We start from the raw sequence: 13,272 nt of genomic DNA on the forward strand, positions 1-13,272 counted from the left end.
AACGGCATCATCGAGCTCCACCGCCGCCTCGCCCGCGGCTACCGCAACCGCGACAACTACCGTCTCCGTATGCTCCTCGTCGCCGGAGGCCTCAAGACGTGATCCCCACCGAATGTCCGAAGAGCCCGTTTGAACTTGTACAGTTTCGAGACCCAAAGTGTAGTTTTAGAGCATCCTCGGCACCTTCAGTGCGCCATGTCGTGAAACCGCGAGTAGTGGCCCTGGAAGGCGACGGTGATGGTGTCGGTGGGACCGTTACGGTGCTTGGCCACGATGATGTCGGCCTCGCCCGGGCGCGTCTCCCTGTCGTAGGCGTCCTCGCGGTGAAGGAGCATGACCATGTCGGCGTCCTGCTCGAGGCTGTTGTGCACCGCGACGCCGTTGGCGATGAAGTTGTGGTTGCCCGCAACCGTCGCGTCGTACACGCGCTCCTCACCGACGTGGGTCACGGAGACGATCCGGTCCCACAGGAGGTCGTTGACGGCGAGGACGTCCAGCTCCTTGCTGTCCAGCACCTGGGCGATGCGAGCCATGCGGGCGCGGGACGGGGCGGACTTGAACAGGGTGCTGCCGCAGTACTGGGTGCCGAGCGCCGCCTGGAAGTCACGGTGGGTCGTGCCGGACTCGGTGAGGATCCGGCGCACGTCGCCCCACACCTCCATCGGCATGGTGTCCACGTTGGTGTTGGCCTTGATGTCCTCGATCCGAGCGAGCAGCTCGTCGGCCGTCCTGCCCCGGGCGCCGTGGACGCCGATACGCCGGAGGAACACCTGCTGCTCCTCGACCCCGGAGATGTCGACCGAGTACCCGGGCCGGTACCCGGGCTTCGTCGTCGAGCGGATCCGGGCGTCGATGCCGAAGCGCAGGAGCAGGTTGGCGACGCCGTCGGCGAGCCGGCGTGAGGTCGTGGCGTAGTAGACACGACCAGCACGACCGTTCGGGTGAAGGACGATCGACCCGTCTGTCGCCCACAGGTGTCGCAGGAACAGCGCGATCTGGCGCTTGGGCAGGGAGTAGACGGCCTCCGGAATGTACTTCTCGTGGCTCCGCAGGCCGAAGAGACCCATCCCGTCGAGCCACTCGGCGACCGGGTTCCGCCTGCCGTGCGTGAGGTGGTGAGGCGCAGGCAGACGCAGCGTGGTGCAGCGGGCGGCGGCGTACTCGTCCCGCACCGGCGTGATGCCGAACGCCGTCGCGGCGTCTCCGACGGCGCGGATGTTGTCCTCGTCGACCGACGCGTAACGCACAGGCTGGCGCTTGACGAAGGATCCGTCCCCCAGCAGGTGCGCGAGCATGACGACCTTGCGGTCGTCCCACTCGGTCTCATGCTCGGGCGCCGGCACGTGGCGAGGCACTCCGACGCGGGCGCCGACCTCGAGCTCGCCAAGCGGCAACCAGCCATCGTAGGTGAGGAACTTGTGATTCGCGGTGGCCTTGACCTCCCGGCCCGAGGCCAGCTGCAGCCGGTAGACCGGCTTCACGCCCGTGGTGAAGACATTCGTGATGTGGCGGGTCACGTACTTGAGGCGGTCGTCGAGCGCCCACACCGGCACGTCCGTGGCGTCGGACTCCATGAGCTCGCCCATGGTGACCTCGGCGCCGGTGTCCGCCCGCATGACGCGGGTGTCCGCGGTGAGGCAGCCCGACTCGCGAAGGTCGCTCATCGCCGGCTTCTTATCGGTGCGCTGCTCGGGGCCACGGTTGAGCTGCGCGACGGCGATGACCGGCACCTCGAGCTCCTTGGCGAGGAGCTTGAGCGCACGGGAGAACTCCGAGACCTCCTGCTGACGGGACTCCACGCGCTTTCCCGAGGACATGAGCTGGAGGTAGTCGACGACGATGAGGCGCAGGTCGTGGCGCTGCTTGAGGCGCCGCGCCTTGGCGCGGATCTCCATGAGCGACATGTTCGGGCTGTCGTCGATGAACAGGGGTGCCTCGGACACCCGGCTCATGGCCGCGGCCACCTTGGTCCAGTCCTCGTCGCGCATCGTCCCCTTGCGCATGTTCTGCAGCGGCACGCCCGCCTCGGCGGAGAGCAGACGCATCGTCAGCTCGGTGCGGCCCATCTCGAGCGAGAAGATCACCGAGGTGAGCCCGTGCTTGATCGACGCTGATCTGCACATGTCGAGGGACAGCGTACTTTTTCCAATAGCCGGACGGGCCGCGATGATGATCATCTGGCCGCCGTGCAGGCCGTTGGTCAGCGCGTCGAGGTCGTTGAAGCCGGTGGGGACACCGACCATGCCCTCCCCGCGGTTGGCGGCGTTCTCGATCTCCTCCATCGTGAGGTTGATCGTGTCCCGCAGCGGGACGTAGTCCTCGCTCGTGCGCTGCTCGGTGACGGCGTAGACCTCGGCCTGGGCGGAGTTGACGAGATCGTCGACGTCCCCGCCGTCGGTCGCGTAGCCGAGCTGCGCGATGCGGGTGCCGGCCTCGACGAGCCGCCGCAGGACCGCCTGGTCACGAACGAGCCGGGCGTAGTAGCCGGCGTTGGCCGCGGTGGGCACCGAGGCGATGAGGGTGTGGAGGTAGGCGGCGCCGCCCACCCGGCCCAGCTCGCCGCGCCGTCCGAGCTCGGCGGCCACGGTGACGGCGTCGGCCGGCTCGCCGCGGCCGTAGAGGTCGATGATCGCGTCGTAGACGAGCTCGTGCGCGGGCCGGTAGAAGTCCGGGCCCCGCAGCTCCTCGACGACGTCGGCGATGGCGTCCTTGGACAGCAGCATGCCGCCGAGCACGCTCTGCTCCGCGGCGAGGTCCTGCGGCGGCGTGCGGTCGTAGAGCTCGCGCCCACCCCGTCCGGACTCGAGGACCCGGTGGTCCAAATCAGTCATCGTCACCCTCCTGCTCCTGGTCTATCGCGGACCACTGACATGCCCCGGTCCGCGTCGACCCGAACGGGCCGGCGGCGCACCCGGGGGCGCGCCACGCGCGCGATGACCTGCCCGTGCACCGTACGGTGCACAGGCGCACGGATCCATCCACGGGTGTGGACAACCCTGGGGACAGATGGTGGATAGGGCTGGCCCGTCCGTGCACAGGCGGTGGACAATCATGTGGATAACACCCGTGCAACTCTCCCGGAGCCCCGGGAATCTCGCGGATCTGGCCGTGCACACAGTGTGGAAGGAAATTGGTCGGCACATTGGTGGACAACGCTCGGCTCACTGGGGACAGTGGGCGATCCCTCGACCGGCAGATCCTCTCCCTGGCCGTCCCCGCCCTCGGGGCGCTCGTCGCCGAGCCGCTCTTCGTCCTCATCGACTCCGTCATGGTCGGGCGCCTCGGCACCGCCGAGCTCGCGGGCCTGTCCCTGGCCTCCACCCTCCTCGTCTCCACCGTCGGCGTCTTCGTCTTCCTCGCCTACGCCACCACGGCAGCCACCGCCCGCCGCATCGGTGCGGGTGACCGCGCGGGCGCCGTCACGGCCGGCATCGACGGCATGTGGCTCGCCCTGGGCCTCGGCGTCCTCACCGCGGCACTCCTGGGCGCCGGTGCGCCGTGGATCGTCAATGCCCTCGGTGCCGGGGACGCCGTCACGCCCCACGCTGTCGCCTACCTGCAGTACTCGGCCGGCGGGCTGCCCGGCATGTTCGTCGTCCTCGCGGCCACCGGCACCCTGCGCGGCCTCCTCGACACCCGCACCCCGCTCGCCGTCGCCACGGCGGGCGCCGCCGTCAACGTCGCCCTCAACGCCGTGTTCATCTACGGCCTCGACATGGGCGTGGCCGGGTCCGGGCTCGGCACCGCGATCGCCCAGACGCTCATGGCACTCGCCCTCGCCGTCGTCGTCCTGCGCGGCGCCCGCGGCCTGTCCGTCTCCCTGCGCCCTCGCACGGCGGGGATCTGGGCCAACGCCCGCGCCGGGACACCGCTGCTCGTGCGCACCGTGAGCCTGCGTGTGGCCATCCTCCTCACCGTCGTCACCGCGACCGCTCTCGGGGCCGTGCCGCTCGCCGCCCACCAGGTCGTCAACTCGCTGTGGGGCCTCGCGGCCTTCGCCATGGACGCCCTCGCCATCGCCGCGCAGGCGATGGTCGGTCAGGGGCTCGGCGCTGGCGACACCGGCCGGGTGCGTGCCGTGCTGCGCCGCACGCTGCAGTGGGGGGTCGGCGCGGGCGCCGTCATCGGCGTCGTCATCGCCGCCGGCGGCTGGTGGATCACCACCCTCTTCACCACCGACCCCGAAGTCCGTTCGGCCGCCGCCGTCGCACTCGTCGTCACCGGCCTGCTCATGCCGATGGCCGGGTGGGTGTTCGTGCTCGACGGCGTGCTCATCGGCGCGGGCGACGGCACCTTCCTCGCGTGGGCCGGCGCACTCACGCTCGTCGTCTACGTCCCGCTGCTCGCGGCCGTGTGGGCCTGGGCGCCGCACGACGGCGTGGGCCTGGCCTGGCTGTGGGCCGCCTTCGCGGGGGGCTTCATGACCGCCCGCGCGATTACCACTGGGCTGCGGGCCCGCGGCGAGAGGTGGATGGTCCTCGGCGCAGCCTAGGTGTGGACCTTCCGACCTCTGAGGCCCAAAGGTCCACACCTAGCGCCGGCCGGCAAAGCGCGAGGCGCCGGCCGGTGGTCTCCCACCGGCCGGCGCCTCGAGTACGGCTAGGGCCTGGTCAGGCCTCGACGACCTGGACCGTGAGGTTGGCCTGGACGTCGGCGTGCAGGCGGACCTGCACCCGGTGCTCGCCGAGCGCCTTGATCGGGTTGGTGACCTCGATCTTGCGCTTGTCGATCGCCGGGCCGCCGGCAGCCTTGACCGCGTCGGCGATCTCGCCGGTGGTCACGGAGCCGAACAGGCGTCCGCCCGAGCCGGCGCGCACGGCGAGGACGACCGACTTGGACTGCAGCGAGTCGCGTGCCGCGCGAGCGTCCTCGACCGTGGAGATCTCGCGGGCCTTGCGGGCCTTGCGGATCTGGTCGATCTGCTTCTGCGCGCCCTTGGTCCAGCCGGTCGCCAGGCCGCGGGGCACGAGGTAGTTGCGGGCGTAGCCGTCCTTGACCTCGACGACGTCGCCTGCCTCGCCGAGGCCGGAGACCTCGTGGGTGAGAATGAGCTTGGCCATTGTGTGTCTCCCTTGGGTCAGCGAGCGGAGCTCGCGTAGGGCAGCAGGGCCATCTCGCGGGCGTTCTTGACTGCCTTGGCGATGGCGCGCTGCTCCTGGACGGACACACCGGTCACGCGACGCGCACGGATCTTCCCGCGGTCGGAGATGAACTTGCGCAGCAGCGCGGTGTCCTTGTAGTCGATGCCCTCGACCTTGGCCGACTTCAGCGGGTTGGCCTTCTTCTTGCCGGGCTTGCGAAGTACGGGCTTCGCCATGATGTGCTCCTTGGGTTCTTCATGCGCGGCTCACGCCACGCTGTACGTCTGATCAGAAGGGGGGCTCGTCACCGAACGAGCTCGACCCACCCGTGGCCCACGGGTCCTCGGCCTGGCCGCCGGCCGGCTGGCCGAAGCCGCCGCCCTGCTGGCCGCCACCGAAGCCACCGCTCTGCTGGCCACCGAAACCGCCACCCTGCTGGCCGCCGCCACCGCCGCCACCGCCGAAGCCGCCACCACCGCCGCCGCCGCGCTGCGTGCGCGTGACCTTGGCCGTGGCGTAGCGGAGGGACGGAGCGACCTCGTCGACCTGCATCTCCACGACGGTGCGCTTCTCGCCCTCACGGGTCTCGAAGGACCGCTGGACGAGACGCCCCTGGACGATGACGCGGTTGCCCTTGGCGAGGGACTCGGCGACGTTCTCCGCCGCCTCCCGCCACACCGAGCAGCGCATGAACAGCGTCTCGCCGTCCTTCCACTCGTTGGACTGCCGGTCGAACGTCCGCGGCGTCGAGGCCACGGTGAAGCTCGCGACGGCCGCACCGGAGGGGGTGAAGCGCAGCTCGGGGTCAGCCGTGAGGTTGCCCACCACGGTGATGACGGTCTCGCCTGCCATGTCGGTCTCCTCTAGGGGTCAGGGGGTGGTCGGGAGGCTCAGTGAGCGTCCGGGCGGATGAGCTTGGTGCGCAGGACGGACTCGTTGAGCCCGAGCTGGCGGTCGAGCTCCTGGGCGAGCTCCGGCGTCGTCGTCATGTCGACGACCGCGTAGACGCCCTCGGAACGCTTGTTGATGTCGTAGGCAAGACGACGCTTACCCCAGATGTCGACCTTGTCGACCTGGCCACCACCGGTCGTGATGACCGAGAGCAGCTTGTCGAGCGACGGGGCGACGGTGCGCTCGTCGACCTCCGGGTCGAGGATGATCATCAGCTCGTACTGGCGCATGCTTATACCCACCTCCTCTGGACTTGGCGGTCACGGACGGTCCGTGACAGGAGGGTGATGCGACTGCGGCTACGGACGGGTACGCAGGTACGCACCGGCCGCGGCCAACGCACCACTCTAACGCACGACGACGTGCTCCCGGAGCGTCATCCACATCACCTTCGGGCGCACAATGGCGCCCATGACGACGCGTGGCTTCACCTCCGACAACGCCTCCGGCGCGCACCCGGCCGTCCTCGCCGCCCTCGCCGCGGCCGCCGAGGGCCACGCGCCGTCCTACGGGGCCGACCCCGTCACCGCGGCCCTCGACGCCCGCGCCCGGGAGGTCTTCGGCCCCGACGCGACGATCCTGCCGGTCTTCAACGGGACGGGCGCCAACGTCGTCGCGCTCGGGGCGATGCTGCAGAAGTGGGACGCCGTCCTCACCTCCCAGCACGCCCACCTCGCCACGGACGAGTCGACCGCGCCGCAGCTCGTCGCCGGCGCCGCCGTGCGCACGCTCCCGGCACGGGACGGGAAGGTCGACGTCGCGGACGTCGCCGCCGTCCTCGCCGCGGACGACGGCAGCGTCCACCACGCCCGCCCCGCCGCCCTCTCCCTCACCCAGAGCACCGAGCTCGGCACCGTCTACCGGCCCGAGGACCTCGCCGACCTCGTCGCGGCCGCGCACGGCCACGGCGCCTCCGTCCACGTCGACGGCGCACGGCTGGCCAACGCCGCCGCCCGGCTCGGCACCTCCCTCGCCGCGCTCACGACGGCGCAGGGCGTGGACCTCCTCTCCTTCGGGGCGACGAAGAACGGGGCGCTGTTCGGGGACGCGATCGTCGTGCTCGACCCGGCGCTCGTGGAACCGGTCGCGCGGCTACGCAAGGCCTCCACCCAGCTCGCCTCGAAGATGCGCTTCGTCTCCGCGCAGCTCCTCGCGCTGCTCACCGACGACCTGTGGCGCACCACCGCGCAGCACGCCAACGACGCCGCCGACCACCTCGCCGCCCTGCTGCGCTCCGAGCTCGGCCTCGAGCCGGTCCACCCGGTGGAGGCCAACGCCGTGTTCGTGCCGGTGCCACCGGCGGCGGTCGGGGCGGTCACCGCGCAGCTCCCGGTGCTCGCGTGGGCCCGGCCGGCGGGCGTGCTGCGGGCGGTGTGCTCCTTCGACACGACCGAGGAGGACGTCCGGGCGCTCGTCGGCGGGTTGGCGCGCATCCTCGACTGACCGCGCCGTCGGGGAGTGCGCCACAAAGCGCCGGGCACACACGGTCGTGCAAGGCTCAGCGCTTGACGGCACCTCCCGCTGCCCCGGCGCGGGGGCCCTTTGTGGCACACGCCCACGCGCACCTGGGCCCGGAGACGCCGAGAGCGCAGCTCCGGCAGGAGCTGCGCTCTCGTACGTGTGACCTCAGCCGCTCGGTGGTCGCTGACCGCCCTGATCGCTGCCTGGGCGGCCGGCCTGACCCCCGGCGTCCCCGTCACCGTCCTGCGGTGGTGGGGTCCGCGTGGGTGTGGGCGTCGGTTCCGGCTGCTGGGTGGTCGGCTCCGGCACGGGCTCCTCGGTCGTCGGCTCCGGCTCGGGCTCCGGCTCCTCCGTCGTCGGCTCCTCGGCCGGCTCCTCCGTCGTCGGCGCCTCCGTCTCCTCGGGCGCCGGCTCGAACTCCGGCTCCGGGGCGGGCGGCGGGGGCACGTACGTCGGCACCGGCGGGGCCGGGCGTTCGGGGAACTCCTCCACCGGCTCGCCCTCGAGGACCGTGGACATGAAGTCGCGCCACATCGTCGTCGGGTAGGTCGAGCCGGTGATCGACGCGTACTCCCCGAAGGGCGTGAGGGACTCCTCGGTCCCGTCCTCGCCCACCTGGTACATCGCCACGACGGTGGTCAGCTGCGGGGTGTAGCCGGCGAACCACGCCGAGCGGCCCTCGTTCGAGGTGCCGGTCTTGCCCGCCGCGGGCCGGCCGAGGTCGTTCGCGCGCACGCCGGTGCCCTCGTTGATGACCGAGGTCATCGCGTAGGTCGCCTCGGCCATGACGTCCGGCTCGAAGACCTCCGTGCCGTTGGAGTGGCCGGCGTAGATGACGTTGCCGTCCGCGTCGGTCACCTCGGCGACGATGTACGGATTGTGCCGCACGCCCTGCGCGGCGAAGGTCGCGTAGGCGCGGGCGACGTCGATCGGGTGCGGGGACGCCGGGCCGAGGACGTTGGAGGGGACGGGCTCGAGGCCGGCCGTGTCCTTCGGGAGACCCGCGGCGACGGCGGCCTCCACCGAGCGCTCGGGGCCCACGTCCATGTTGAGCTGCGCGTACGTCGTGTTGACGGACTGCTCGGTGGCCGTGACGAGGTCGATGTAGCCGCGGTTGAAGGCGTCGTAGTTGTTGACCGGACGCTCGAAGCCCTCGATCTCCATCGGCGTGTAGCTCGGGTAGGTCTTGCTCAGCGGGATCCCGTCCTCGAGCGCCGCGACGAGCGTGAAGGGCTTGAAGGTCGAGCCCGCCTGGGCGACGTCCTGCGTGGCCGCGTTGCGCGGCTGGGACACGAAGTCAGGACCGCCGTAGAGCGCGACGATCTGTCCGGAGGCGGGGTCGATCGACACGAGCGCCACCCGGTTGCCCGCCGGGCGGTCCTCCGGCAGCGCGTCCACGACCTCCACCGCCGCCTCCTGGGCCTGCGGGTCGATCGTCGTCGTCACCCGCAGCCCGAGGGTGTCGATCTCCTCGTCCGTGAGGCCGGCCTTGTCGACGAGCTCGCGGCGCGCCATGTCGAGGAGGTAGCCGTCGGGCCCGGCGTAGGTGTCGGAGCGGACGTGCTCGACCGTCTCGGGGAAGGTCTGCGCGTCGGCCTCCTCCTGGGTGATCCAGCCGTCGCGCACCATGAACTGCAGCGTCCGTGCCCACCGCTCCTCGGCGCGCTCCGGGTCGATGGCCGGGTCCCACGCGCTCGGCGCGGGGATGACCCCGGCGAGCAGCGCAGACTCGGAGAGCGTGAGCTCGGCGGCCGGCTTGTCGAAGTAGGCCTGCGCCGCGGTCTCGATGCCGTAGGCGTTGCGACCGAAGTAGATGGTGTTGAGGTAGTCGCCGAGGATCTCGTCCTTGGACAGCTCACGGTCGATCTTGAGCGCGAGGATCGCCTCGCGGAACTTGCCGACGTAGCTCGTCGTCGTGCCGATGTAGTAGCGCTCGACGTACTGCTGGGTGAGCGTCGACCCACCCTGCGTCGGGTTGCCGCGCAGGTTGTTGACCAGGGCGCGGCCGATGGCGATCGGGTCGATGCCGACGTTCTCGTAGAAGCGCCGGTCCTCGGAGGCGACGACGGCGTTGCCCACGTGGGCGGGCAGCGTGCTCGGGTCGATGATCTCGCGGTTGTACTCCGCGAAGCTGCCCATCTCCGTCTCGTCGTCGGCGAAGTAGACGTGCGTGCCCTGGGCCTGCGCGAAGTCACCCGGCTCGGGGATGTCGGTCGTGAGGTACGCGGCGGCGAAGACGCCGACGACGATCGCGACGCCCGTCACGACGGCGCCCAGCACCACCCGCCAGCTCGGCAGCCAGCGCCGGATCGGTCCCTTGCCCGAGCGTGGGTAGTCGAAGCGGCGCTTGCGCCCCTTCGTCGTGGCGCTGCTCCGGCGTCCCGGCTCCTGTGTGGCCGCCACGCGTCTCCTCCTCGGCTGCGGTGTGCCGGGCAGGTGCGCCCGGCGACCCCCAAGTATGCGGTACCGACCCTGCCGCACCCCGGGACGCTGCGCTCGTCCAGTGCGCCCTCCACACGATCCACCCACACTCTGCGCGGGTCTCGACAAAGCCCTCACATGCGACGAGGACGCACCTCCCGGCCGGGTGGTGCGTCCTCGTCGTCGCGGTGTCAGCGCTCGAGCTGGCCCGCGATGAAAGCCTCGACGTCCGCGCGCGCCGTGTCGTCGTCGCGCTGCTCCGGCGGGGACTTCATGAAGTAGCTCGAGGCGGACAGGAGCGGGCCGCCGACGCCGCGGTCCAGGGCGATCTTCGCGGCGCGGATCGCGTCGATGATGATGCCCGCGGAGTTCGGGGAGTCCCACACCTCGAGCTTGTACTCGAGGTTGAGCGGCACCTCACCGAAGGCCTTGCCCTCGAGGCGGACGTAGGCCCACTTGCGGTCGTCGAGCCACTGGACGTAGTCGCTCGGGCCGATGTGGACGTTGCGGGCGCTGAGCTCGCCGGTCATGTTCGAGGTGACGGCCTGCGTCTTGGAGATCTTCTTGGACTCGAGGCGGTCGCGCTCAAGCATGTTCTTGAAGTCCATGTTGCCGCCGACGTTGAGCTGGTAGGTGCGCTCCAGGCGCACGCCCCTGTCCTCGAAGAGCTTGGCGAGCACGCGGTGGGTGATGGTGGCGCCCACCTGGGACTTGATGTCGTCACCGACGATCGGCACACCCGCGGCCGTGAACTTGTCGGCCCAGCCCTTGGTGCCGGCAATGAAGACGGGCAGCGCGTTGACGAAGGCGACGCCGGCGTCGATGGCGCACTGCGCGTAGAAGCGTGCGGCCTCCTCCGAGCCCACCGGCAGGTAGCAGACGAGGACGTCGACCTGGGCGTCCCTGAGGGCGGCGACGACGTCGACCGGCTCCGCGTCGGACTCGTCGACCATCTCCTGGTAGTACTTGCCCAGGCCGTCGAGGGTGTGGCCGCGCTGCACCGTGACCCCGGTGGCCGGGACGTCGCAGAGCTTGATGGTGTTGTTCTCGCTGGCGTTGATCGCCTCGGCGAGGTCGAGGCCGACCTTCTTCGCGTCGACGTCGAAGGCGGCGACGAACTCGACGTCACGCACGTGGTAGTCCCCGAAGGTCACGTGCATGAGGCCGGGGACGGTGGTTCCCGGGTCGGCGTCGGCGTAGAAGCGCACGCCCTGGACCAGGGAGGACGCACAGTTGCCGACGCCCACGATGGCGACACGGATCGAACTCATTCTTGCTCCTTGTGGGTGGGGGGTGCGGGCGGGTCGCCCGCGGGTCCGGGTGATCGGAGGTCGAGGGCACCGGGGGTGCCCCGTTCGGTGTCGATGAGGTTCTCCAGCCACTCGACCTCGCGCTCGACCTGCTCCAGGCCGTGGCGGGCGAGCTCGGCGGTGTAGGCGTCCATCCGCTCGCGGGTGCGCTGGGTCGACTCGCGCAGCAGGGACAGGCGCTCGACCATCCGCGCGTGCCGGCCCTCGAGGATCCGCAGCCGGGTGCGCGCGTCGGTGGTGGCGAAGAGGGTGAAGCGGACGTCGAAGGCCTCGTCCTCCCACGCGGCGGGGTCCGCCGTCGCGAGGGTGGCGGCCAGGCGCTCGCGGCCCGCGGCGGTGAGCTTGTAGACGATGCGGCCCCGGCGCCCCGCGAGCGGGTGCGGCAGGGAGCCGGCGGGCGCCTCGGCGATGAGGCCGCCCTCGGTGAGCCGGCGCAGCGCGGGGTAGAGGGAGCCGTAGGACAGCGTGCGGAAGGCACCGAGCTGCGTACCCAGCTGGCGACGCAGCTCGTAGCCGTGCATGGGCGCGCTGCCCAGCTGGCCGAGGATGGCGAGCTCGAGGACCTCCGCGCGCGTGCTCATGGTTCCTCCTGCCCGTCCTGATCGGTCGTCGCGATATATCGCTGCGATATATCTGGCTGAGAGTAGCGCACGCCGGAGGGCGATCGGCCGAGAGATAGCCTGCACCGGTGAGCATCCCCGCCGACCTGCGCACCCTCGCCGTCCACCCCGGCTTCCGGAAGCTCTTCGCCGTCCGGCTCGTGTCCCAGTGCGGTGACGGCATGTTCCAGGTGGGCCTGGCCACCCTGTTCTTCTTCAACCCCGCCAACATGGCCACCGCCTCTGGCGTCGCGGCAGCGTTCGCGGTCCTCCTCCTGCCCTTCACCGTCGTGGGTCCCTTCGCCGGGCCGCTCCTGGACCGGTGGAGCCGCCGCCAGGTGCTCCTCGTCGGCAACGCCGTGCGGGTGGTGCTCGCCCTTCTCCTGGCCGTCCTCATCGGGACCGCGGGCGTCTCCGTGCTCGTCTACGTCCTCGCGCTCGTCACGCTCGGCGTCAACCGCTTCCTCCTCGCGGCGCTCTCCGCCGGCCTGCCGCGCGTCGTCCCGCGCGAGCAGCTGCTCATGGCCAACACGCTCACGCCCACCCTGGGCGCCGTGTCCGCCGTCGCCGGTGGGGGCATCGGTTTCGTCACCGGCCTGCTCGCGCCCGCCGCCGCGAAGAGCTCCGCCGCGCTCGTCGCCGCAGCGCTCCTCTTCGCGGCAGCGTCGGCCCTCGCCGTACGGCTGCGCCGGGGCGAGCTCGGGCCCACCGTCCGGCCTCGCACCGGCGTCACCATGGCGATCCAGCAGACCGTCTCGGACCTCGTCGACGGCGCACGCTACCTCGTCCGCCGCGGCACCCCCGGCCTGGGGCTGGGCGTCATGGCGGTCCACCGCTTCCTCTACGGCGTCAACTTCATGGCGCTCATCCTCATCTCCCGCAACCTCCTGGCCGACCCGGCCGACGCCGGAGCCGGGCTCGCCACCTTCGCGCTCCTCGGCGGCATCTCCTTCGCCGGAAACGGCCTGGCCATCGTCCTCACGCCGCTCGCGCACGAGCGGATGTCGCCCTCGCGGTGGATCGTCGTGTGCCTCGCGATCGGGGCCCTGAGCCAGGCGTTGCTCGTCACCACCCCGCAGCTCGTCGTCGTCGCCGTCTCGGCGGTGCTCCTCGGCCTGAGCGTCCAGGGCGCGAAGATCGCGGTCGACACGATCGTCCACCGCGACACCCACGACGACTACCGCGGCCGCGCGTTCTCGCTCTACGACGTCCTGTACAACGCGGCCTTTGTCGCGGCCGCCGCGCTCGGCGCCTGGGCACTGCCGGACACCGGCTGGTCCCGCGTCGTCTTCGCGGTGCTCGCCGTCGTCTACCTCGCCGTCTCGCTCGGCTACGGCGCGGCGACCCACCGGCTCGCCGACGCTCCGCGCCCGGTCCACGCGAGCGAGCGGGACGGGTCCGCGACCTGAGCCGGGCCGCGAGGCGACGGCGCAGCGGAGTAGCGTCGCA

Annotated in this window: 11 protein-coding genes; 3 read left to right on the forward strand and 8 right to left on the reverse strand. The window is 71.2% G+C overall.

Going from position 1 to position 13,272, the window contains the following annotated elements; all coding sequences use genetic code 11:
* Window positions 1-185: 185 nt before the first annotated feature.
* Complete coding sequence (locus M3148_RS09015; protein WP_251304352.1) at window positions 186-2,831, reverse strand: replicative DNA helicase; 2,646 nt, start codon at window positions 2,829-2,831, stop codon at window positions 186-188.
* Between the two features lie 314 nt (window positions 2,832-3,145).
* Here M3148_RS09015 and M3148_RS09020 point away from each other — a divergent pair, with 314 nt between their 5' ends.
* Window positions 3,146-4,492, forward strand: a complete 1,347-nt coding sequence (locus tag M3148_RS09020) for an MATE family efflux transporter (RefSeq protein WP_251304353.1) — start codon at window positions 3,146-3,148, stop codon at window positions 4,490-4,492.
* 118 nt (window positions 4,493-4,610) lie between these two features.
* Here M3148_RS09020 and rplI read toward each other — a convergent pair whose 3' ends face one another.
* The 4 genes from rplI to rpsF are packed head-to-tail and all read right to left on the reverse strand — an operon-like array spanning window position 4,611 to window position 6,262.
* Window positions 4,611-5,060, reverse strand: coding sequence for a 50S ribosomal protein L9 (gene rplI / locus M3148_RS09025; RefSeq protein ID WP_251304354.1), 450 nt, complete (start codon window positions 5,058-5,060; stop codon window positions 4,611-4,613).
* A 17-nt stretch (window positions 5,061-5,077) separates the two neighbouring features.
* Window positions 5,078-5,317 carry a 30S ribosomal protein S18 gene (gene rpsR / locus M3148_RS09030; RefSeq protein WP_110853882.1) on the reverse strand — a complete coding sequence of 80 codons (240 nt, stop codon included), beginning with the start codon at window positions 5,315-5,317 and terminating at the stop codon, window positions 5,078-5,080.
* A 52-nt stretch (window positions 5,318-5,369) separates the two neighbouring features.
* Entirely contained in the window at window positions 5,370-5,933 is a 564-nt protein-coding gene (locus M3148_RS09035; protein ID WP_251304355.1) for a single-stranded DNA-binding protein, read from the reverse strand.
* Between the two features lie 38 nt (window positions 5,934-5,971).
* Window positions 5,972-6,262: a 30S ribosomal protein S6 gene (gene rpsF / locus M3148_RS09040; protein WP_251304356.1), complete on the reverse strand. Its 291-nt coding sequence runs from the start codon at window positions 6,260-6,262 to the stop codon at window positions 5,972-5,974.
* A 181-nt stretch (window positions 6,263-6,443) separates the two neighbouring features.
* Between rpsF and M3148_RS09045 the strand changes: the two genes are divergently transcribed.
* Window positions 6,444-7,475, forward strand: coding sequence for a threonine aldolase family protein (locus M3148_RS09045; protein ID WP_251304357.1), 1,032 nt, complete (start codon window positions 6,444-6,446; stop codon window positions 7,473-7,475).
* Window positions 7,476-7,658: 183 nt separating this feature from the next.
* Here the strand turns inward: M3148_RS09045 and M3148_RS09050 are convergent, their stop codons facing one another.
* The 3 genes from M3148_RS09050 to M3148_RS09060 all read right to left on the reverse strand — a co-directional run bounded on the left by M3148_RS09050 (window position 7,659) and on the right by M3148_RS09060 (window position 11,805).
* Window positions 7,659-9,896, reverse strand: coding sequence for a transglycosylase domain-containing protein (locus tag M3148_RS09050; protein ID WP_251304358.1), 2,238 nt, complete (start codon window positions 9,894-9,896; stop codon window positions 7,659-7,661).
* A 209-nt stretch (window positions 9,897-10,105) separates the two neighbouring features.
* Window positions 10,106-11,185 carry an inositol-3-phosphate synthase gene (locus tag M3148_RS09055; protein WP_251304359.1) on the reverse strand — a complete coding sequence of 360 codons (1,080 nt, stop codon included), beginning with the start codon at window positions 11,183-11,185 and terminating at the stop codon, window positions 10,106-10,108.
* The gene (locus tag M3148_RS09060) at window positions 11,182-11,805 is read right to left on the reverse strand and encodes a PadR family transcriptional regulator (RefSeq protein WP_251304360.1); all 624 of its coding nucleotides are present in this window, start codon (window positions 11,803-11,805) and stop codon (window positions 11,182-11,184) included. Before M3148_RS09060 ends, M3148_RS09055 begins: the two co-directional genes overlap by 4 nt.
* A gap of 107 nt (window positions 11,806-11,912) precedes the next feature.
* Here M3148_RS09060 and M3148_RS09065 point away from each other — a divergent pair, with 107 nt between their 5' ends.
* Window positions 11,913-13,232: an MFS transporter gene (locus tag M3148_RS09065; RefSeq protein ID WP_251304361.1), complete on the forward strand. Its 1,320-nt coding sequence runs from the start codon at window positions 11,913-11,915 to the stop codon at window positions 13,230-13,232.
* Window positions 13,233-13,272: the final 40 nt, after the last annotated feature.

The organism is Georgenia satyanarayanai, assembly GCF_023715365.1.
Taxonomy (GTDB): Bacteria; Actinomycetota; Actinomycetes; order Actinomycetales; family Actinomycetaceae; genus Oceanitalea; species Oceanitalea satyanarayanai_B.